The organism is Aquabacter sediminis, assembly GCF_028863665.1.
Classification (GTDB): domain Bacteria; phylum Pseudomonadota; class Alphaproteobacteria; order Rhizobiales; family Xanthobacteraceae; genus L1I39.
Genome location: NZ_JARBFX010000012.1, coordinates 96,780 through 118,603 on the forward strand (window position 1 = coordinate 96,780; position 21,824 = coordinate 118,603).

The window sequence follows — 21,824 nt, forward strand, 5'->3', positions numbered from 1 at the left end:
GGAAGGGATGACGCAGCGAGCCAAAGCGGGGCGGGCGCGCAAGCCGAGGCAGGCGGGCGCGGGGCGCCGGCGACTTTCGAAAGCCGCATTGGGCGCGTGTCTCATCCTTGGCGCGGGCGCATCCGCGGCACAGGCGCAGTCGCAGTGGGATTCGATCATTTCCAACAGTTACTGGTATGTGCCTGTCCCCAACATGCTGGCCTATGGCACGTCCGGCACCTCGTTCGCCAACCCGTTCGCGGTGGGGGACCAGACGCTTTGGGCGCTGGGCACCTCTACCAATGGCATTTTCACGGGCAGCAGCTCGGCCACGCTTGCCGTCGGGCCGTTCGTGACGCCGTCTTCCATGACCATCCAGGGAACAGTCACCGATTCCGGCCAGATCACCATGCTGTTTAACAACGGCGCGGGCCTCACCACGGTGGGCCTCGGGGTCATGCAGCAGGAAGGCGGCGTGACCACCATGGAAATGCAGATGATCACCGGGGACACCATGATGGTGACCCACTGGGCCTATATGACGCCCTATAATCCCGCCACCTTCACCCCGCCGACGGCGCAGGTGGTGCCGGCTGTTGCCTCGCCCCAGTGGGCGTGGACCCAGGGCACGCCTTGGCGCCTGGTGAGCCCGAGCCTGCTCGGGACCACGGCAGCGGCGAACATCGTCATCACCAATTATTCGGGCGGCTATTTCTGGGGGAAGGGCGTGACGCCGGGGGGCGACACCTTCACCTTCATCGGTTCAATGACCCCCCAGGGCAAGGTGCTGCTCTCCACCGTGCCCACCTCGAATCCGGTGATCACCAACCTGTATGGCGAGGTCGAAGGCGATCCGCTTTCCGCCCAGATGCAACTCGGCGTGTATGATTCCAGCGGCACCTATACGGGCCAGTCTGCCCTTGTCACGCTGGTGGAGCCCTATGTGATCACCGCAGCGGTGCTAAACCCGGCCGCAACGGGTGCGGCGGTGGCGCTCTATCGGGTGGCGGGCACGCCCGAGGGGCTTGTGGGCCCGCTCGCCCCCGCCATCTCCATCCTCAACGGCTTGGAAGGACCGGCGCTCGCCGCCGCGCTGGGCCAGACCTTGCCGGCGCTCGCCGGCAACGCCTCCCGCGCCACCTATGACACCCAGCGTCCCCTCCAGCAGATCGTTGCCAGCCGGATCGCCGCGCGGACCGACGATCCCGCCGGCAAGGCGGGATGGGCGCAGCCTTTCGGCGCGCTCGCCAGCCAGTCCACGCAGGCAGGTTATTCCGGCTACACCGCTTCGGGTGGTGGCTTTGCCGCTGGCGTTGACGGGGCGGTGACCGACCAGGTGACGCTGGGCGGCTGGTTCGCCTATTCCTATGCGGGCCTCACCGGCAACGCCGTGGGCGCGCCCAGCTCTCTCGACGTGTCCAGCTATGCGCTGGGTCTCTACGGCAGCACGCGCCTCGCGCCCGGCCTGTCGCTGGATCTCACCCTGGACGGCGCTTTCAATGACAGCACTGAAAGCCGGTATGTGGGCCTTTCGGCGGCGAACGCCAGCGCGGACTATACCGGCACCACTTTCCATGCGGGCGGCGCGCTGCGGCAGGACGTTCGGGTGTCGGAGGCGCTACGCCTGACGCCCACCGTGCGGCTCGACTATGCCACCGTGCATTCGCCGTCTTATGTGGAAAGCGGGGCGGGGGCGCTGAGCCTTTCGGTGGCGGGCCAGACCTACCAGGAAATGATGCTGACGGCGGGGCTGCGGGGCGAATATCGCCTGTCCGACCCGCTGCGCCTCACCTTCTATGGCGGGGCGGGCTACAACTTGCTCGACACGCAGACGCAGGTGAGCGCCTCCTTCCTGGGTGGCGGGCCGAGCTTCGTTACCTATGGGGCCGACCTCTCCCCTTGGCTGTTCTCCGGCGGGATCGGCCTTTTGGGCACACGCATCGGCGGCCTCGATTTCGGCGTGAACTATGACCTGCAGGCGAGCCCATCCGGTTTTGTGAACCAGACAGGCTCGCTCAGCCTCAAGATGAAGCTGTAGGGGAAGCCGGAGGCCGGCTCAGAGCACCGGGCTCCAGGCGGTCGGCACATAGTCGAAGCGGGCGCCGTCCTTCTCCACATAGAGGGCGGCGGGGAAGGGGAAGTGATAGCCCGCCACGAGCATCCGCTCGGCCGAGACCATGTCATAGACCTTGCGGCGGGTCTCCTGTGCCTTGGCGCCGTCCATGTCGAACATGACCTGCCAGGTGGGATTGCGCAGGAACAGCGCCGGAATGTTGGTTACGTCCGACTGCACGAACAGGCGCCCATTGCCGGAGGCAAGCTGGAACGAGGTATGCCCCGGCGTATGGCCGGGCGTGCCGACGCTGGTCAGGCCCGGCATGATCTCCTTGTCCCAGCCATACTTGTCGACCTTGCCGCCGAAGGGGGTGAAGACCCGGCGCACATTCTGGAACGCGCCTTTCAGGCCGTCCGGTGCGCGGCCCATCTGGCCGTCATCCATCCAGAAGGCCCATTCGGCTTCCGGCACCAGCACCTGGGCATTGGGATAGGTGGGGGTTCCCTGGGCGTTCAGGAGGCCATTGATGTGGTCGCCGTGGAAATGGGAAATCACCACCGCGTCGATGGACTTGGGATCAATGCCGAGCGCGGTAAGCGTGCCGCCCAGCAGGCCCACCGTGCCCTGGGCGGGGCCGTTGCCGCTGTCGATGAGATAGAGCTTGGAGCCCGTATTCACCAGCAGCACGGTGAAGGGGATGGTGACCTGGTTCTCCGGCAGATAGGCGGCGCGCAGCGCCTCGTTCACCTTGTCGCGCGGCTCGTTGCGCACGAACGTGTCCGACAGGGGCATGGTGCGGGCGCCGTCGCTGATGGCGGTCACCTCGATGTCGCCCACCTTGTAGCGATAGGCGGACGGCCACTGGCTGGTGGCCTGGGGGGCGGCGGCGAACGCCGAGAAGGCACCGGTGGTGAGGCCGGCGGCGCCGGCCGCGGCGGCGGCGAGGACGGAGCGGCGGGACAGGAGGGTCATGGTCGTCTCCCTGAAGCGCGATCCACGCAGCGGGATCGCGGGAGCGATCCAAGAGGCGCTGCTGGTCCGCGTCTGTTCCAAGACTGAGAAGGCGCGCCACCTTCATCCAGGGATGCGCGCCATCAGAGGCGAGGGAGACTAGAATGGGCGGTCGCGCTCGGTCGATACCGCTAGGGCATGTTGCCGCTCACGTTTGAGCGAGCGGCAATGCAGCTGGAAAAAGGGGCCGCTGCGCGGCCCCTCGCGATGTCCGGGATCAGCGGACCGGCGGGGCATACTGGATGCCGCCGGCGCTCCAGAGCTGGTTCAGGCCGCGCGGAATGCCGAGCTTGGAATCACCGCCCACATTGCGCTCGAACACCTGCCCGTAATTGCCCACCGCATTGACGATCCGCACCACGAAGTCCTTGGTGAGGCCGATCTGCTCTCCATAATTGCCGTCGGTGCCCACCAGGCGGCGCACGTCGGGCTTCTGCGACTTCAGCGCCTCGTCCACATTGCCGGAATTCACGCCCAGTTCCTCGGCGTTCAGCATGGCGAAGTGGGTCCACTTGACCACGTTGAACCACTGGTCGTCGCCCTGGCGCACCACCGGACCAAGCGGCTCCTTGGAGATGACGTCGGGCAGCACGATGTGGGCGGCCGGCTTCTTGGTCACGAGGCGCAGCGCGAACAATTGCGACACGTCGGTGGACAGCGTGTTGCAGCGGCCGTCCTCATAGGCCTTGGCCATCTCGTCCGAATTGGGGACGATGACCAGCTCCAGCTTCATGTTGTTGGTCTTGAAATAGTCTTCCGTATAGCCGGCGGCGGTGGTGCCGCTCTGCACGCAGACCTTGGAACCGTCCAGCTCCAGGGCCGAATTGATGTTGCGGGAGGCCGGCACCATGAAGCCCTGGCCGTCATAATAGGTGATGGCGCCGAACAGGAGGTTCAGCTTGCCTTCGCGCTCCAGCGTCCAGGTGGAATTGCGCGACAGCAGGTCCACCGCGCCGGACTGGAGGGCGGTGAAGCGCTCGTCGGCGCTCAGTGGCACATACTTGACCTTGTTGGGGTCGTTCAGCACCGCCGCCGCCACCGCGCGGCAGAAGTCCACGTCGAAGCCGGTCCACTTGCCGGAGGCATCCGGGCTGGAGAAGCCGGTCAGGCCGCGGCTCACGCCGCAGATCAGCTCGCCGCGATCCTTGACTGCCTTGAGGGTCTGCGCGTCAGCGGCCTGCGTGTCGGCCACCTGGGCGCCGAGCACCACGGCCGCTCCGGCCAGAAGGGTCAGGAGGGTCTTCATGAAAACCGCCTCTTGGAACGGGAGAAGGGGAGAGGGATACGCGAACGTGCGAAACGCGACGGCGATCAGGGCGGCGCGGATGCGGCGCGTGCGGTCCACCGCCCTGGGGTTAGACCACCGCGCCGGTCGGCCCGTCGCCCGGGCGGCAGGGCCGCTGCCGGGCCAGCGCCGCGCCCGCCGGAGCGGGAGGTCAAGTCAGGTCAGAGCGTGACGGCCTGGCGCACGATCACCTTCGTGCCCACGGGGACGCGGCTGTAAAGATCGATGATCTCGCTGTTCACCAACCGGAAGCAGCCCGACGACACCGCATAGCCGATGGTCTGGGGCTGGTTGGTGCCATGGATGCGGTAGACGGTGCCGCCCAGATAGAGCGCTCGAGCGCCCATGGGGTTGCCCGGGCCACCGGCCATGAAGCGCGGAAGGTAGGGCTGGCGCTGGATCATCTCGGCGGGCGGGGTCCAGTCCGGCCACTCGGCCTTGCGAACCACGGTCACGAGGCCCTGCCAGGTGAAGCCGTCGCGCCCGACGCCGATGCCATAGCGCAGCGCCCGGTTGTTGCCTTCCACCAGATAAAGGAAGCGGTCATTGGTGGAGATGATGATGGTGCCAGGCGCTTCCGTGGTGCGGAAATACACCGGCTGGCGGCGATAGATCGGGTCGATCTCCACCTCGTCGTCCGCCGGCGCCACGACGCCCGGCTGGTCGCCAATATCCATGGTCCGCCCCTGGATGGCTCCGGGTGGGACGGGCGTGGACTGGGCCATCGCCGCGGTTCCGAACGCGAGGGTTCCGAGTGCGACGGCGCCGACCTGAAGCAGAGCGGTCAGCGCCAGGGTCTTGAAGGTAACGGGCATCGTGCCGGCCTCTTTGCTTTGCGCCCCCAAAGTGGCGCCGGCTGCAGTCTGGCTCAAGACGGTTAACGAAGCACGGCGCTGTTGCAACACCATGGCACGCCACCGCCGGAAACACCAAGCCCGCCCGCGAGCGGCGCGCCCCGCGTTTCGCTTAGAGCGCGATCCGATCAGATTGAACCAATCTGATCGGTGAATCGCCCTCTCACTTATTGATAGAGAATGCGCGATCCGATCAGCGTGCGGCGCAGGCTGATCGGCCCATGCCCTAGCTGAACCGTGCCCCTTGGAAAAGGGTGAAAAAGTGACCCGCTGGCGTGCTCGGCACGGCATCGTTTGCTGCAAGGCTCAAGTCAGCTAACCATGACATGGACGAGATTTCATGTGAGTGGCCGAGTCGGTTGCGGTAACAATTTCCCGAATGGGGTGGGGGACGCCATGGCGGAGCATCGGACAACCGATCAAATCGCTCATAAGCCGCATGATACGCACCCGGCAGCGGCGGGTCCCGCCCCCGGCAGCGTCTATGGCGCCTCCACCGCGCGGCTTCGGCTTTCCACTGCGCTGTCCACGACCCTGTGCGGCATGGTGATGCTGGCGGGGGCAGGTGTCGTCGCCCCCGCCCTGGCCCAGACGCAGGTCAGCCTGCCCTACGCTTCAAGCGTGACGGGGAGCAATGGCTCCAACGGCGGCAGCGAGAATTATACTTTCGCCGACGCGAACGGCGGTGGTGGCACCAATGGCGGGGTCGGCTCCGGACTATCCGTCACGTCGAACGGCACCAACAACCTCAATTTGCCCTATGCCATCAACCTGATCAGCATTGGCGGCAATGGCGGCAACGGCGGCTATGGGAGCAGCGACTCCGGCAGCGCGGTGGGTGGTGCGGGGGGATATGGCGGTTCCGCCGGCGCCTTTGGCGCGACCATCCAGGACAGCGCCTTGCTCACGTCTGGTGGGTCCATTCTTATCCTCTCCATCGCGGGGACGGGCGGTGCCGGCGGTTATGGGTCCAGCGGCTCGTCCAATTCCTGGGGCGGCGCCGGTGGGAATGGTGGAAATGGCGGCACCGCCGCGCTGACCATCTCGTCGAGCCAGATCACCTCCAATGGCGCCTATGTGGCCCAGGTCGCGTCCTATGGCGGGGCTGGTGGCAGCTCGGGGACGGGCTGGTCCAAATTCTCGTCGTCGGCAACCGGCAATGGCGGGACTGGCGGCTATGGCGCCGACGTGTCCATTGTTGTCACCGGATCGACCCTGATTTCCTCCACGCCCAATCTCCCTCCCGCTTCCGCAAATGGCAGTACCGCCATCGTCATTCAGTCCGTGGGCGCTGCTGGCGGCACGGCTGGCGCTGTCTCTGTGGGTGACGCTCAGCTGGAATCCCACTCGGCCACGGCCGGAAATGGTGGCCAGGGCGGGATTGCCGGTAATGTTTACCTTCAGGTCACCAACTCTACCATCGCCGGCGGGAACGGTGCCGTCGCCCTGTCCTCAATCGCCGGCGCCGGCGGGTGGGGTGCCACGGCGAGCAATTTTATCGGTACAGGGTCCGGCGGCAGTGGCGCGCCGGGTGGAAATGCGGGCACCGTGACCCTCAAATCCAGCGCATCCAGTTTCTATGCCGGGATCCGCGGACCGGCCATCTCTGCCATTTCCACCGGCGGCGCCGGAGGCGGCGGAGCGTACGGGGTCAGCGTCTCGGACACGGCGTTCGGCGGTTCTGGAGGCATTGGCGGTAATGGCGGCGCGGTGGCCATCACGATGTCCGGTGGGCCGAACGGCAACAAGGTCTACGGCTACACCCATGCGGTCCTGGCGACCTCGACCGGCGGTGTGGGTGGCGGTGGATATCACGGTGAAGCCCTTACCGATACCGCGACGGGCGGGAGTGGCGCCCAGGGCGGCAATGGTGGATCGGTCTATGTCACCGCCACCGGCATGACCTTGAAGGGCGGCAGCGTTGTCGTCATGACCTCCATCGGCGGGGCGGGCGGCAGCGGCGGTTATGGGGCCGGAGGAACGGGCAAGAGCGTCGGCGGCCAGGGCGGCCAGGGCGGGTATGGCGGCAATGTGGGCCTGACGCTGAGCAATAGCTCGCTGGACGGTCTCTTCCAGGCGGGTGCAAATCCCGGCAACAGCATTGTCTCCAGCGTGGGTGGCGCAGGTGGCGCGGGCGCGCATGCCACCGGAACCGGCTACGCTTATGGCGGCAATGGCGGCTATGGCGGGAACGGCGGGACCGTATTCGTGCACGCCACCAACACAAGCTTCGCTCCCTATGGGCTGACGGTCACCTCGGTGGGCGGTGCCGGCGGCGCGGGTGGCGAGACCAATGCGGACAGCATTTTCTCTGTCGGCTCCACCGGCGGCTCCGGCGGCCAGGGCGGGAAGGTGACCGTCTCCATCACCGGCACGTCCTCCAATTATCTGGACTTCGCGTCCAATGTTCCCACGGCCATTCTCGCCGCCTCGACGGGTGGCGCGGGGGCTGCGGGGTCGTATGCCACCTCCAGCGGGCTCGCCACCATCGTCCAGGGCGGGCAGGGCGGTGTCGGTGGCGCGGCGAGTGATGCGACGATCACCATCCATGCCACCGTTCATGCCTATGCCGGGAGCGCCGGCGGCACCTATACGGCGATCCAGGCGGTGAGCCAGGGCGGGAGCGGCGGCAATGGCGGCAATGCCGGCACCGACTACAAGGCGAGCGGCGGCGTTGGCGGCAATGGCGGCAATGCTGGCACCGCCGGCATTGTGCTCAAGTCCGGTTCGAGCATCTATACGGTGCTCAACGGCGCGCCGGCCAGCACCACCATGTTCGGGCTGGTGGCGCAGAGCCTGGGCGGCGTCGGCGGCGTCGGCGGCAAGGCGGTGGCCATCGTGGATGCCCAGGCGGCGGCCGGTGGCTCGGGCGGCAATGCGGGCACCGCTTATGTAAAGAGCTATGGCACCATTTCCACCCAGGGCACGGGCTCCTCGGCCATCGTGGTGCAGTCCATTGCCGGCGGCGGTGGGGTGGGCGGCAGCTCCGCGGGCTTCCTGCAATCCAACAGCGGCAATGGCGGGCCGGCGGGCAATCCCGGCCTTGCCGAGGTGTTGCTCTCCGGCGGTTCCGTGACCACCACAGGCACCTATGCCTCGGCGGTGGTGGTGCAGTCCATCGGCGGCGGCGGTGTGCTGGCGGTGCTGGGCGCCCAGGCTCCGGTGGGCCTCAATGGCTTCAATGGCGGCGGGGCCGAGGCCTATGCCTCCATCAAGGATACGGTCATCACCACCTCGGGCACGGCGTCTGCGGGTGTGCTGGTGCAGGCGATCGGCGGCGGCGGCGGGTCGGCGGGCTCGGCCTATGGCGTCATCAGCAGCGTCGGCGGCGACGGGGCCTCTGGCGGCACGGGCGGCTATGCCCATGTGGTGAGCGACGGGACCATCAGCACCTCCGGCGAGGGGGCTTCCGCCCTTCACGTGCAGTCCATCGGCGGCGGCGGCGGCCAGGCGGGCGGCGCTCTCAACCTGTCGGTGGGCGCCTCGGCCGCCATTGGCGGCACGGGCGGCAGCGGTGGCGGGGGCGGCACGGTCAATGTGCGCAATTCCGGCGCGCTGACCACGACCGGAGATGGGGCCATGGGCATCCTCGCCCAGTCCATCGGCGGCGGCGGCGGCAGTGGCGGCAATGCCACCGGAACAGGTGCGGACCTGATCCAGCTCACCATTGGCGGCACTGGTGGCGCGGGCGGGGCGGGGGGCACGGCCGAGGTGACCAATAAGGGCAAGATCACCACCTCCGGTGACCATTCCCTGGGCGTGCTTGTGCAGTCCATCGGCGGCGGTGGCGGCGCGGGCGGGGCGGCCGTCTCGGAGAATGCCGGCGTGTTCGGTTCGGCGGCGGTGGCGCTCGGCGGCACCGGCAGCGCCGGCGGAGATGGCGCGAGCGCCAGCGCCACAAATTCCGGCACCATTTCCACCACCGGCCTCGATGCCATAGGTGTGGTTGTCCAATCTATCGGCGGTGGCGGCGGCAATGGCGGCTCCTCCGCCGCCAAGGCTGCCTCGCTCGGGGTGGATGCCTCGGTTACTGTCACGGCCGCGCTTGGCGGTTCGGGGGGCAATGGTGGCAAGGCCGGCAGCGCCAGCCTCTCCAACACCGGACGGGTGCTCACGTCCGGGGCGGGGGCGACCGGCATCCTCGTGCAGTCCATCGGCGGCGGCGGTGGCGCGGGGGGCGATGCCTCTGCGCTCAGCATCTCCGCGTCCAATGGCTTCTCCCTTTCGGTGAGTGCGGCGCTGGGCGGTTCGGGCGCTGGCGGCGGGGCGGGGGGATCGGCCTCCGTCCTCACCTATGGCCATGTGACCACCACAGGCAATTTCGCCGACGCGGTGCTCGTCCAGTCCATTGGCGGCGGTGGTGGCGCGGGCGGCGTGGGCGCCTCCTCGGCCGATGCGCTGACCTTGTCCAAGTCCGTCTCGGTGAGCCTGTCCCTGGGCGGCGCCGGGGGGCTCGCCAGCTCCGGCGGGGCCGTGGTAGCGGGCAATTACAGCGCCATCCGCACGGACGGGGCCAGCGCGCGCGGCATCCTCGCCCAATCTGTGGGCGGCGGCGGCGGTGCGGCGGGAGGCGGCACCTCCAATTCCTACAACGGCACCGTCAATGTGACCGTCGCGCTCGGCGGCACGGCCGGCGGGGGAGGCCATGGCGGCGTGGTGGTGGTGGGCAATTCCGGTTCCATCGTCACCACGGGCGGAGATGCGGACGGCATTCTCGCCCAGTCCATCGGTGGCGGCGGCGGCGCGGGCGGCTCGGCTTCCGGCAGTACGCAGAACAACAAGGACCTGCCCAATTCCGACGGCAGCTTCTCACTGACCGCTTCGCTCGGCGGCTCGGGCGGGTCTGGCGGATATGGCGGTACGGTGGCGGTGAACAACGTGGCCACCGGCACGGGGGCAGCGCCCTCCATCTCCACCACCGGGGACCATTCCTCCGCCATTGTGGCCCAGTCCATCGGCGGCGGCGGCGGCAAGGGCGGAGCGGCGGCGGGCTCGGCCTCCGGCGGAAAGGCGGCCCTGACCTTCACGTTGGGTGCCTCGGGTGGTGACGGCGGCTCTGGCGGCGCTGTCTTCGTGACGTCGGAAGGCACGCTCTCCACCAAGGGCAAGGACGCCCCGGCCATCATTGCGCAATCGGTGGGCGGGGGCGGCGGCATTGCCGGCAACAGCAATTCGGCCACCACCTCAAAGATCAGCCTGGGGGCTGCCATTTCGCTCTCCGCCGGCAATGGCGAGCAGGGCGGCAATGTCTATGTGACAACCTCCGGCACCATCCACACAGCCGGTGAACTGTCCGACGGCATTCTCGCCCAGTCCGTAGGTGGCGGTGGCGGCGTTGGCGGATCGGCGGGCGCGGACGGCCACACCAAGGGGCAGGAGTCCATCTCCGCCACGCTGGCGCTTGGCGGGGCGGGCGGCTCGGGCTCCTATGGCGGCTCAGTGGACGTGACCAATGCCGCCAGCATCGTCACGGAAGGCGCCAGCGCCAGCGGCATTCTCGCCCAGTCCATCGGCGGCGGCGGCGGCAAGGGCGGTTCGTCCACCAGCAAAGGCGACGGCGGGAGCTATGCCATCGGCGCCAGCCTGGGTGGGGATGGGGGCGCGGGCTCGCAGGGTGGTTCGGTGGTTGTCACCAATTCCGGCACCATCGTCGTGACCGGCGACCATGCCAATGCCGTCCTCGCCCAGTCGGTGGGCGGCGGCGGCGGCTCTGTGGGCGCTTCGGCTGCCACCGGCTCAGGCAAGTCGGCGGCCATCACCTTCACCTTGGCCGGCAGCGGCGGGACGGGCGGAAACGGCGGGGCGGTGGCGGTGACCTCCACCGGCAGCCTCCAGACCGCCGGCCAGAACGGCGTCGGCGTGCTCGCCCAGTCCATCGGCGGCGGCGGCGGCAATGCCGGCAGCGCCACCAACTCGTCTTCCTCCAAGATCGCGCTGGGCGGCGCGCTGGGCGGCACGGGCGGGGCGGGCGGGGACGGCGGCGCCGTCACCGTCGCCTTCTATAATGCAAGCTTCGGGTCCATCGTCACCACGGGCCAGGCGGCGGACGCGGTTCTCGCCCAGTCCATCGGCGGTGGCGGCGGCACGGGCGGCACAGGCACCGGAAAGGCGGACGGCGCCGGTGGCCAGGCGGTGAGTCTGGCCGTGGCAGTGGGCGGCGGCGGAGGCTCGGGCGGCTCGGGCAGTTCGGTCACCGTCACCAATGGCAGCACCACGACGCAGGGCGTGAACATTTCCACCTCCGGCACCGGCTCCAACGGCGTGGTGGCCCAATCCATCGGCGGTGGCGGCGGCAAGGGCGCGGCGGCTTCCTCGACGGCGGCTGACACGGGCGCTTCCAGCGTTGCGGAAATCTCGCTGGGCATTGGCGGGGCAGGCGGCAGCGGCGGCACGGGCGGGACGGCGACCGTGAACTGGACCGACGGCACCATCCTGACCAAGGGCGACCACGCTTCCGGCATCATCGCGCAGTCCATCGGCGGGGGCGGCGGCCTTGCGCTCTCCACCCATGCGGCGGCCACCGGCACCAAGGCGGATGCCTCTGTCATGGTGGGCATTGGCGGCACCGGCGGAGCGGGCAATACGGGTGGCGCGGCCACAGTCACCTCGGGCGCCACCATCCAGACGCTGGGCGTCTCCAGCTATGGCGTTCTCGTCCAGTCCATCGGCGGGGGCGGCGGCGCCTCCAGCGCGGTGGGCGGAGCGTCCAATGGCGGCACGGCGGGTGTCACCTTCACGCTCGCGGGCTCCGGCGGCAGTGGCAATCATGGCGGCGCTGCGAGCGCCAACCTGTCCGGCAGCGTCTTCACCCAGGGCCAGAACGCCACCGCCGTGCTGGTGCAGTCCATCGGCGGCGGCGGCGGCACGGCGGGCAGCGCCGATAACGCCGCCCTCGCCCAGTTCGCCATCGGCGGCGCCGTGGGCGGCTCCGGCGGCTCGGCCTCAAATGGCGGGGCGGCAACCGTCACCTTGGCCACCACCGGGATCGCGCGGATCAGCACCACCGGCTACGCCGCCGATGCGGTGCTGGTGCAGTCCATTGGCGGGGGCGGCGGCACGGCGGGTGCGGGCTCCGGCACGGCGGACGGTGCCGGTGGCAGCGGCGTTGCGGTGGCGGTCGGCATTGGCGGCTCCGGCGGCTATGGCGGCGCCGGCGGCAATGCCACCCTCACCAATGGCAGCGCCGCGGCGCCCGGTTCCAGCTTCTCCATCTATACCACGGGCGTTGGGGCCAACGGCCTGGTGGCGCAGTCCATCGGCGGCGGCGGCGGCAAGGGCGGCGCGAGTTCCTCCACCACGGGCGGCAGCGACAAGGCCAACATTTCCGCCGCCATCGGTGGCACGGGCGGCAGCGGCGGCAATGGCGGAACGGCCACCCTCAACAATTACGGCGTTGTGCAGACCAATGGCGACCATGCCAGCGCCATCGTGGTGCAATCCATTGGCGGCGGCGGCGGTAATGCGGTGGCCACCTCCTCCACCGCCACGGGCAAGACAGCCGCCCTTAATCTCGGGGCAAGCCTGGGCGGCTCGGGTGGCACCGCCGGCAATGGCGGTACCGTGAGCGTCACCAATGCCGGGGATCTGGCCACCAGCGGCAGTTTCGGCCACGGCATCCTCGCCCAGTCCATCGGCGGTGGCGGCGGCAGTGCGGCGGTGACCGGCGACAGCGGCACGGGAGGCACGGCGGCCATCGGCCTCTCGCTCACCGGCTCGGGCGCCGGCGGCGGCAATGGCGAAATGGTTACCGTCACCAACAGTGGCGACATCACCACCACGGGCCTCGGCGCCAGCGCCATCTTCGCCCAGTCCATCGGCGGCGGCGGCGGCTTCGCAGGCAGTGCGCAGAATGCTACGAGCGGCCAGGTGGCCGTCGGCGCCTCCATTGGCGGGGGTGGTGGCAGCGGCGGCAATGGCGGCAACGTCTATGTCTATGGTCGCTCAGCCGAGCAGATCATCACCACCGGTGCCATGGCCGATGCGGTGGTCGCCCAGTCCGTGGGCGGCGGCGGCGGCATGGGCGGTGCCGGAAAGGCCGAGGCGGACGGAAAGGGCGGCAACAGCTTCTCCCTCTCCGCCACCGTGGGCGGCGGCGGCGGAACAGGTGGCACCGGCGGCACTGTGACAGTGGATTTCGGCACCAGCCTGTCCAGCATCATCTCCACATCCGGCCATGATTCGGCGGGCCTGCTGGCACAGTCCATTGGCGGCGGCGGCGGCAAGGCGAGCCTTGCCTCCTCCGCGAGCGGGGATGCCGGCGGCACGGCGAGCCTGTCCGCCACGATCGGTGGCTCCGGCGGCTCGGGCGGCAATGGCGGCACGGTCACCGTCACCTTGAATGCCTTGGTTCAGACCACGGGCGCGGGTTCGGACGGCGTGCTCCTTCAGTCGGTGGGCGGCGGCGGTGGCGCAACGGCGGCATCCAACAGCCGCGCCTCCGGCGACAGCAACACCATCACAGTCGGCTTCACGCTGGGCGCGACTGGCGGTTCCGGCGGCGATGGCGAAGGGGTGACGCTCACCCAGTCCGGCCGCATCGTCACCACCGGCGATGCCGCCAACGGCATCGTTCTGCAATCCATCGGCGGTGGCGGCGGGCGCGCCTCCAGCGTGGGGGCGGACGCGGGCACGGGCGAGGTGTCGGCCACCTTGACCCTGGGCAGTTCCGGCGGCGCGGGCGGCACGGGTGGCGATGTCACTGGCACCGTAAAGGGGCTGGTGGCCACCAGCGGAGAGACCTCGGCCGGCGTGCTGGCGCAATCCATCGGCGGCGGTGGCGGCGTGGCGGCCACCAGCACCTCCCAGTCCTCGGGCAGCCATTCGGCATCGGTGACACTGGGCGGCTCGGGCGGCACCGGTGCCTTTGGCGGCACCGTGCAGGTGACGGTCGGCGAGAGCGGCACCGTTTCCACCCGCGGCACCAATTCGCACGGCCTTCTGCTGCAATCCATCGGCGGCGGCGGCGGCGTCGCGGGGGCGGCCGCCTCCGACGGCACTGGCGCGGTGGCCTTCGGCGGATCGGGGGGCACGGGCAATAATGGCGGCCTTGTCACCGCCATGGTGGCGGGCAATGTCGTCACCAGCGGCGCCGGCGCGGCCGCCATCTTCGCCCAGTCAGTGGGCGGCGGCGGCGGCATCGGGGGCAGCGCGGCGAGCGCGGTCTTTTCGCTCGACGACGGCATTTCCGGTTCCGGCGGCGGCGCGGGTAATGGTGGCACGGTGACTGTGAATGTCTCCGGCAAGGCGCAGACCACCGGCGCCAATGCGGCGGCCATCATCGCCCAGTCCATCGGCGGCGGCGGCGGGCTTGCGGCGACCTCCACGGGCATCGGCTTCGGCACCGCCGGCGGGTCGGGGACGGGCGGCCCGGTCAATGTGAATGTCTCCGGGCTCGTCAGCGCTTCCGGCGCGGGCTCGCCCGCCATTTTCGTCCAGAGCTATGGCCCCTCGGGCAATGGCGTCATCACCGTGACGGTGGAGAAGGGGGGCAGCGTGCAGGGCGGCACGGGCACGGGCACGGCCTCCATCGTGCTTTCGGGTGGCCTCGACAATGCCGTCACCATCGCCGCCGGCGGGCATGTGTCGAGCCTGTCGGGGCTGGCCATCCAGTCCGGCAGCGCGTCCGACGCCATCACGGTGGCCGGCGTGCTCTCCGGCAGCGTGGACCTGGGGGAGGGGGCAAACAGCTTCGTGGTCCAGAAGGGGGGCGTGTTCAATTCGGGCGAGTATGTGCGCATGGGGCCGGCCACGGTCGGTGCCACCTTGCTCGCAGCGACCCCCACGACGCTCGCCTTGCAGAACTCCGGCACGCTCAATCCCGGCGGTCTTGGCGTGCTGGCCAAGACAGGGCTTCTCGGCCAATTCCTCTCCGATGGCATCTATCAGGCTGACGTGGACGCCCGCACCCAAGGCCATGACCTTCTTGGCGTGTCCGACGTGGCGGTGCTGTCCGGCCTCATCGATCCGCGGCCGCGCACCATCGCGCCCAATACCAGCTACACCATCCTTGAGGCGGCCTCGGTGACCAACACCGCCGCCACCACCAATTCGGGCTTTGCCTATAGCTGGGACATGATGACAACGGCCACCTCTGTCACGGTGTCGCCGGTGGCCCACTTCGTGCCGTTTGGCCTGCCGCTGAGCGCCAACGAGGCGGCGGTTGGCGGGGCGTTGCAGCAGGCCTGGAATCTGGGCGGCTCGAGCGGGATGACCAATGTGTTCTCCTCGCTGATCGGCCTGTCAGACCTGCCGGCCTATCAATATGCCCTCGGCCAGCTCTCGCCCCAATTGCTCCAGACCGGGGCGGCGCTGCGCGTCACTGACAGCCGTGCCTTCCTGAACCGGACCTTGTCCTGCCCGGTCTTCATCGAGAGCAGCACCCAGCTGCACGAGGACCGCTGCGCCTGGACGCGCATCATCGCCGGGCGCACCAGCCAGGCCACGACCGACCAGATGACCGGCTACACCGCCGACAGCCTCATCTTCCAGGCGGGGGTGCAGAGCGAGATCGCGACCGACACCTTCATCGCCCTCTCGGCGGCCTACCAGCAGACCTGGCTCTCCAGCTCCAATTCAACGGTGTCGTCGGACGGCAGCGGGGTGGATGTGGGCCTTGCCCTGAAGCGGCAGGTGGGGCCATGGATGTTCGCGGCGGCGGTGGACCTGGGGTGGATGAGCTATGACAACACCCGCGTCATCTGGACCCTGGGCGGGGCGCCCACCAGCACCGCCAATGTGATGAACGCTACAGGCCGGCTGCGCGCCGCCTATGAGTTCGCGTTTGCCAACTGGTATGCCCGGCCGATGGTGGATCTGGACCTGATCCATGTGAATGCCCCCGGCTATAGCGAGCAGGGCTTCACCGGAGCGGAATTGCAGATGAACGGGGCGAGCCAGACCACATTCGTGGTGACGCCGGCAGTGGAGTTCGGCGGCCGCATCGACCTGTCCGACGGGACCGTGCTGCGGCCCTATATGACGCTGGGCGCGTCCTTCGCCTCCAACGATGGCTGGACGGGCACGTCGAGCTTCCTCTCGGCCCCTGCCGGCACGCTGCCCTTCACCACCACCACGCCCTTGCCCAGTGTGCTTGGCAATTTCGATATCGGCCTCCAGGCGCTGACCAAGCAGAATCTGGAGCTGAAGCTGGAATACAGCCTGAATGCCGGCAGCAACTACACCTCGCAGCTGGGCATGGCGCGGTTCGCCATCCACTTCTGAAAGGCGGGGCTGGCTTCCGGCGTCAGTCCTGCGGGAGGAGGAAAGCGTTGAGGCGGGCGACCGCCTCTTCCGAGAGCGGCGAGGAGCGGCGGGTGGCATTGTCCACCCGCACCATCACCGTGTCCGCATTGGCCACCCGCTTGCCGTTCTGGAACAGCACCTGGCGCATCTGCACCGAGCTGCGGCCGACGCTGAGCACGCCCGTGCCAATCCAGATCTCGCCGGGCCACAGCACTTCGGCGCGGTATTCCATCAGCAGGCGGGCCAGCACGAAGGAGCCGCCTTCACCCGCAATGGAGCCACCCTGTCCGTAGAAGAGTTCGGTGCGCCCGGTCTCCAGGAAGGTGGAGAAAACCGCGTTGTTCACGTGGCCCTGCCGATCGGTGTCGCGATAGCGCAGCTTGTCGAACGAGCGTACCGGAAAATCCTCGATCGTCAGGTCGCGCATGGTTCTCCCCGGTGCTGGCGCCTGCTTGGCGCTGCTTCAAGCTCTATCCGGCGCGTGGCGCACCTGCAAGTGCGTCAGGAGGGCTGCCCCTTCGCCCCGCTCCCCCCGACACTGCCGCGCCGTTTTCGATGTTCAGCGCTGCTGGGCCGAGTCTGGGGCCGTGTGGGGCAAGGTGATGAACCAGGGGACCGGCCAGATGGAGATCCGGTCAGCCGTCGGGTCTGCCCGCCAGGCCGCTACCGCGCCGCGCCACGATGGCCCGCGGAAAAAGGCTTCGTCGGTCCAGAACTGCGTCAGCCCTACGATCAGCGCCCACCCGGCAAGGGCACCGGCGAGCAGGCGGACGCGAGCGGGATTGGTCGACACCGCCGTCGCCACGAGGGCGAGCAGGAGCAGCACGTTCGGCGCATAGGCATAGCGCCCGGCGGCGGTGGGGATCAGCAGGATCCAGGGATCCTTGCCCAGGGCGCCGGCATAGGAGACGAGGGCGACCACCAGGGCAGCGCCTGCAAGCCAGCGGGACGGTGCGGATCGCAGCAGGAGCATTGCCAGAAGGGAGGCGAAGGCCACGAGCCCGCCGATGGTTAAGCCCTTCTCCAACCTCCTGCCGGTCAGCAGTTCAAAAGCCAACAGTCCCGCCGAATCTCCGAGCCAGGGGGCTGCCAAATTCTTGATTCCGAAAGCGCCCACAAGAGCGGCGATGGAAACGCTGCCGGCGCGTTCCCCTCCGGCAAGGCCTTTGGCCATGAACACGCCTTGGATCACAGCAAGCACGCACAGAAGGACGGCTTCCTGGCTGTCCGCCAGGGTCCGGCTGCGAGCGGCCTTCAGGACGAAGAGCGGCGCCAGCGTGACGGAAACAGGACCGGTCGCCCCCGCGAGCAGCAGAAAGCTCAGCCGGAACACGGGAGAAACGGCAGCGGGTCCCGTCGCCAGAAGCACGGCGGTGCCGATTGCGAGGTGGAACTGGCTGTTGATGGTGTTCAGCCACACCTCTGCGCTGGGCACCGCGAGCAGTGGCGCCAGGGCGGCAAGGACCCGGCCCCAAGGCGGCCCGAAGGCGTCGGAGCGGGCGATGATCCACACCACGACCAACTGAAGCGCCAGCGCACTTAACGTGGTGACGTGCGCCGCCGCCTCCAGCGGCACCGCACTCGCGGCAAGGGCGACCAGCTTGTTGAAGGCCGAAAAGTAGCCCAGCCGGGGCGCCAGCAGCGCATCGTACCAGGTGCCCACCTTTGCATCGCGGAAGTAGATGACCCCTTCCTCGGCGAACATCCGACCCTCAATCAGGATGTCGGGCGTGCGCGCGAAGATCAGAACCGTCGCCACCCCCACCATCGTCCATGCCAGCGCGCGATGGGTCTCGCAGGGGCGAGGACCAGCGGTGGGATGAAGGGAGGAGGGATCGCGCACCGGCTGCTCGCCCCAAAATGAATGGCCTTGACGGTGGTGGCGGTCAGTCGGCCGTTACGTCAATCCCCAAAAGGGCGGAAGAGACGTATGGCCCGGCGCCTCCAGCCGTCCCTGCGTACAGGCGAAGAGGCAGGGCATGACGCCGATGCTCCAGCCGCATGAGCCTGCGTGCCCGCGCGCGCCGTCTGCGCGGCTTACGGCAGGTCCGCGTCGCGCGTCACAGGGCCAGTGAAAACGTAGCCGATGCTTCGGGCGGAGGCGATGGGCAATGCCTCACCGGTTTCGGTCTGCACCTTTCGGCGCAGTCGGAAGACGATGAGGTCGAGCCCGCGCCCCAGCGTGTCCTCGGAGGGCCGCCGAACATCGGAGATTAGGGCCGTCCGAGCCACCGGCTCCCCCGCCCGCTCGGTCAGCTTGTTGAGCAAATGGTGCTCGGCGGCAGAGAGCGAAACCGAGGCGCCGCCCGGCGCGATCAGCGTCCAGCGCGCCGTCAGGAACACCCAGCGTCCCGGCCGCGCCCGCTCCGTCTGTGTCCCCTCCCGCGGGCCGGCAAGGCGCCGTGCCAGGTTGCGGATCAGCAGTTCCAGTTCCTGCGGGTCCACCGGCTTGGTTACATAGTGGTCCGCCCCGACGGACAGTCCCTGCAGGCGATCCTCCCGGCGGGTGCGGCCGGTGAGCATGATGATGCCGATGCCCGGCCGCTCCTTGAGATGGCCGGCGGCCTCAAAGCCGTCGAGGCCGGGCAGGTTCACGTCCAGCAGCACCACGTCGGCGGGGAAGGTGGCGAGCTCGCGTTCGATGTAGCGGGCATCGCGCAGGGCACGGACCGTGAAGCCCGACGTGGTCAGGAGGTTGTCCAGGCTGTCCCGGAGGTCGCTGTCATCCTCGACAATAAGCACATGAACCGACATGACCCCTCCCTCACCCCTTACGCGCCGTGGGCCGGTCAAGACCGGGATGGCGCGGCAGCCAGACTTTGAAGACGCTCCCGCCTTCGCTTCGGTCGCCCACCTTGATCCATCCGGCGTGCTGCTCGACGATCAGGCGAGCGAGATAGAGGCCGATTCCCGTTCCCGGTCGGGTGACCGTGCTGGGTGACCTGTAATATCGCTCGAAAATCTCTTCCCGTTCCGCCTCCGGCACCCCGCGCCCGCGGTCGGCCACCTCGATGAGGGCGCCCTCGTTGGACGGCACGATGCTGGCGGTGACCGGGCCGTCCGTGTGCTTGAGGGCATTGCCCACCAGATTGTCGAGCACGGTGCGCAGGAGTACCCCGTCGCCCTCGATCACCGTCTCCGTGCATTCGCCCAGGAACACCCGGCCGGGCGCCTGCGCGCCATGCTCGCGCACCACCTCGGCCACCAGCGCGGCCATCTCCACGGGACGGTGCTGAAGCATCATGGCGGAATGCTCCAGCCACTCGTCGGCGAGGAAGGTGTCGATGAGGTTCGACAGGCGGATGACCGAACGCCCCACCTTGTCCACCTCCCGCCGCAGCGCGCTCATGCCCGTCCCGAGGCCTCGCTCCAGCACCGCGACGGCCAGGCGCATGGTGGACAGGGGTGTGCGGAATTCGTGGCTGACCATGACCAGGAAGTTGCGCTGCTCCTTCAGCGCCCGCTGCAGGGCGTCCTCCGCCCGCCGGCGGCCTTCCACTTCCGCATTGAGGGCGGCGGTGCGCTGTGCGACGGCCTGCTCAAGCTGCCGCTCATTGCTGCGCGAGAGAGCCAGCAACTGGCTCTCCAGCCGGCGCCGCGCCCGCGACCCCGCCCGCATGGAGGAGGCAAGGCCGGCAAAGATGGCGGCCATGTGCAGCAAGCCGGCGGTCTGGTAGCCCCAATTGAGAAAGTCGTTGAGCGGCGCGACACCCAGCACCACCAGCGAAAACCAGATGGTCGCGGCGCAATAGCAGGTGAAGCCGACGAAGTACCAGATGCCGGCCGGTTCCCGGTGGCGCACCTGCTGCAGCGCGAGCCAGGGCGAGACCAAAGCCAGGCCCAAGATTCCCAGCATCAGATAGGGTGCGATGACCTTGTAGTAGCCAAGCGCCGAGACGCCGATGGCGAGTGCCGAGCCATAGCCGAGCATCACGATCAGCGCGTCGATGATCCGGGCGCGCTGGCGGGTGCGGAAGAGAGCGCGGACCATGAAGGCCCCCGCCATGGTGGCAAAGCACCCCACCATGTTCTGAAGCCGCACCACGTCCCCGGGGTCCAAGCTTTGCAGCAGCACCTGCCCGAAGCCGCCATTGCCGAGGAACACCAGCGCCACCGAACCCACATAGGCGCCATACCAGGCAAATTGCGCGGAGCGCAGCCACATGGCCATGATGAGCGTGCCGAAGGCGGTGATGATGGCCGCGCCCACACCGAGCGAGAAGACCAGCACCGACAGGGTCAAATGGCGCGTCAATTCCGGCAGTCGCCAGAGCGTGAGCTGGGCATTCAGCGCCCGATTGCCGGACAGGCGCAGATAGACCTCGGATGTCTCCCCTTGTGGCAGATGCAGCCGCAGCACATTGGTGAAAGTGAACAGGTCTCGTGCGCGGGCCGGGACGAGAGCGCCGGTCTCCTTGTGGCGGTCGCGCACCAGTGTGCCGTTGTCCGCCACGTCCGGCGCATAGGCCGCGATTCGGTCCGTATACGGGGCGGTGACGACAAGCCACCATTGCCCGCCGGCTCCCGGCTCTGGCGCGAGGCGCAGGCGCACCCACCAGGCGCCCTTGGGCACGTAACTGGCATTGAAATTACCGGACAAGGCGGTGAAGTGCTGCCCCTCCTTGCGGACCTGCTCGAAGCTCAAAGTGCCGGTCGGGTCATAGAGCGCTTCCAGGTGCCCCTTGGCTGGCACCTCCAGGGCCTCCGCAGCCAGCGGCAAGGCCGGCGCGTGCTGGGCAGCGACGGGGCCGGTGGCAAGGGTCAAAAGGGCTATGAGCGCGAGGAGGAGGCAGGCCAGGATCGGCAGCAGCATGCGCCCGGGGCCGCCCCGCAGGGCGACCCGCGAATGCCGCGGCGGACGGGGGCGTACCTCTCGTGTTCGGTCAACCCCGTCATGTGGCCACACAGCTTTGAACCTGTCGCACGATCAGACAATGACACCCGAGCGGCACGCGCCAGGGGCCACGGTGGAGGGTGACGAGCGGGCCGCAACAACCGTCGCCGACGACCGTGCAGAAGACGCCATGATCTACCGCTCGGCCAAAAATTAGATTTGACTTCAAGCGGATCAAATTGCCGCTCTTGGTTTCTCACATCGGGGGCGATGCGGCGTCAATGAAATAGTCCGTAAAAAATGGTCCCGTCCCGCATTCGGCTGATGCCGGTACATGCTACCCGCCGGGTCATTCCGGTCGCCCTGCGACGGGAGACGCATTCGGCACTGTCTTGGAGAAAAGTGGTGCCGGCTGAGGGGATCGAACCCCCGACCTTCGGTTTACAAAACCGCTGCACTACCGCTGTGCTAAGCCGGCCCAGATCCCTCGGGCGGTCTGCCTCCGGGTGCCCGCTCGAATCCCGCCGAACGTTCGGTTGGTTCGAGTGTGTCCGGGCATCTATC

At 68.5% G+C, this 21,824-nt stretch carries 9 protein-coding genes and 1 tRNA gene; 2 read left to right on the forward strand and 8 right to left on the reverse strand.

Annotated elements, in window-relative coordinates:
- Window positions 1–178: 178 nt before the first annotated feature.
- Entirely contained in the window at window positions 179–2,017 is a 1,839-nt protein-coding gene (locus PV781_RS20545; protein ID WP_274777492.1) for an autotransporter family protein, read from the forward strand.
- Between the two features lie 18 nt (window positions 2,018–2,035).
- On the opposite strand, the gene PV781_RS20550 is transcribed toward PV781_RS20545, so the two are convergent.
- From PV781_RS20550 to PV781_RS20560, 3 genes are all read right to left on the reverse strand, one after another.
- Window positions 2,036–3,007, reverse strand: a complete 972-nt coding sequence (locus tag PV781_RS20550; RefSeq protein WP_274777493.1) for an MBL fold metallo-hydrolase — start codon at window positions 3,005–3,007, stop codon at window positions 2,036–2,038.
- 256 nt (window positions 3,008–3,263) lie between these two features.
- The gene (locus tag PV781_RS20555; RefSeq protein ID WP_274777494.1) at window positions 3,264–4,292 is read right to left on the reverse strand and encodes an amino acid ABC transporter substrate-binding protein; all 1,029 of its coding nucleotides are present in this window, start codon (window positions 4,290–4,292) and stop codon (window positions 3,264–3,266) included.
- Window positions 4,293–4,492: 200 nt separating this feature from the next.
- Window positions 4,493–5,056, reverse strand: a complete 564-nt coding sequence (locus PV781_RS20560; protein ID WP_274777509.1) for a L,D-transpeptidase — start codon at window positions 5,054–5,056, stop codon at window positions 4,493–4,495.
- A gap of 525 nt (window positions 5,057–5,581) precedes the next feature.
- Between PV781_RS20560 and PV781_RS20565 the strand changes: the two genes are divergently transcribed.
- Window positions 5,582–16,405: an autotransporter outer membrane beta-barrel domain-containing protein gene (locus tag PV781_RS20565; protein ID WP_274777495.1), complete on the forward strand. Its 10,824-nt coding sequence runs from the start codon at window positions 5,582–5,584 to the stop codon at window positions 16,403–16,405.
- Between the two features lie 22 nt (window positions 16,406–16,427).
- Here PV781_RS20565 and PV781_RS20570 read toward each other — a convergent pair whose 3' ends face one another.
- From PV781_RS20570 to PV781_RS20590, 5 genes are all read right to left on the reverse strand, one after another.
- Window positions 16,428–16,853: an acyl-CoA thioesterase gene (locus tag PV781_RS20570; protein WP_274777496.1), complete on the reverse strand. Its 426-nt coding sequence runs from the start codon at window positions 16,851–16,853 to the stop codon at window positions 16,428–16,430.
- Between the two features lie 132 nt (window positions 16,854–16,985).
- Window positions 16,986–18,269 carry a hypothetical protein gene (locus PV781_RS20575; protein ID WP_274777497.1) on the reverse strand — a complete coding sequence of 428 codons (1,284 nt, stop codon included), beginning with the start codon at window positions 18,267–18,269 and terminating at the stop codon, window positions 16,986–16,988.
- 194 nt (window positions 18,270–18,463) lie between these two features.
- The gene (locus PV781_RS20580) at window positions 18,464–19,180 is read right to left on the reverse strand and encodes a response regulator transcription factor (protein WP_274777498.1); all 717 of its coding nucleotides are present in this window, start codon (window positions 19,178–19,180) and stop codon (window positions 18,464–18,466) included.
- A 10-nt stretch (window positions 19,181–19,190) separates the two neighbouring features.
- Window positions 19,191–21,239, reverse strand: coding sequence for a sensor histidine kinase (locus PV781_RS20585; RefSeq protein ID WP_274777499.1), 2,049 nt, complete (start codon window positions 21,237–21,239; stop codon window positions 19,191–19,193).
- Between the two features lie 424 nt (window positions 21,240–21,663).
- A tRNA-Thr gene (locus tag PV781_RS20590) sits at window positions 21,664–21,738 on the reverse strand.
- Window positions 21,739–21,824: the final 86 nt, after the last annotated feature.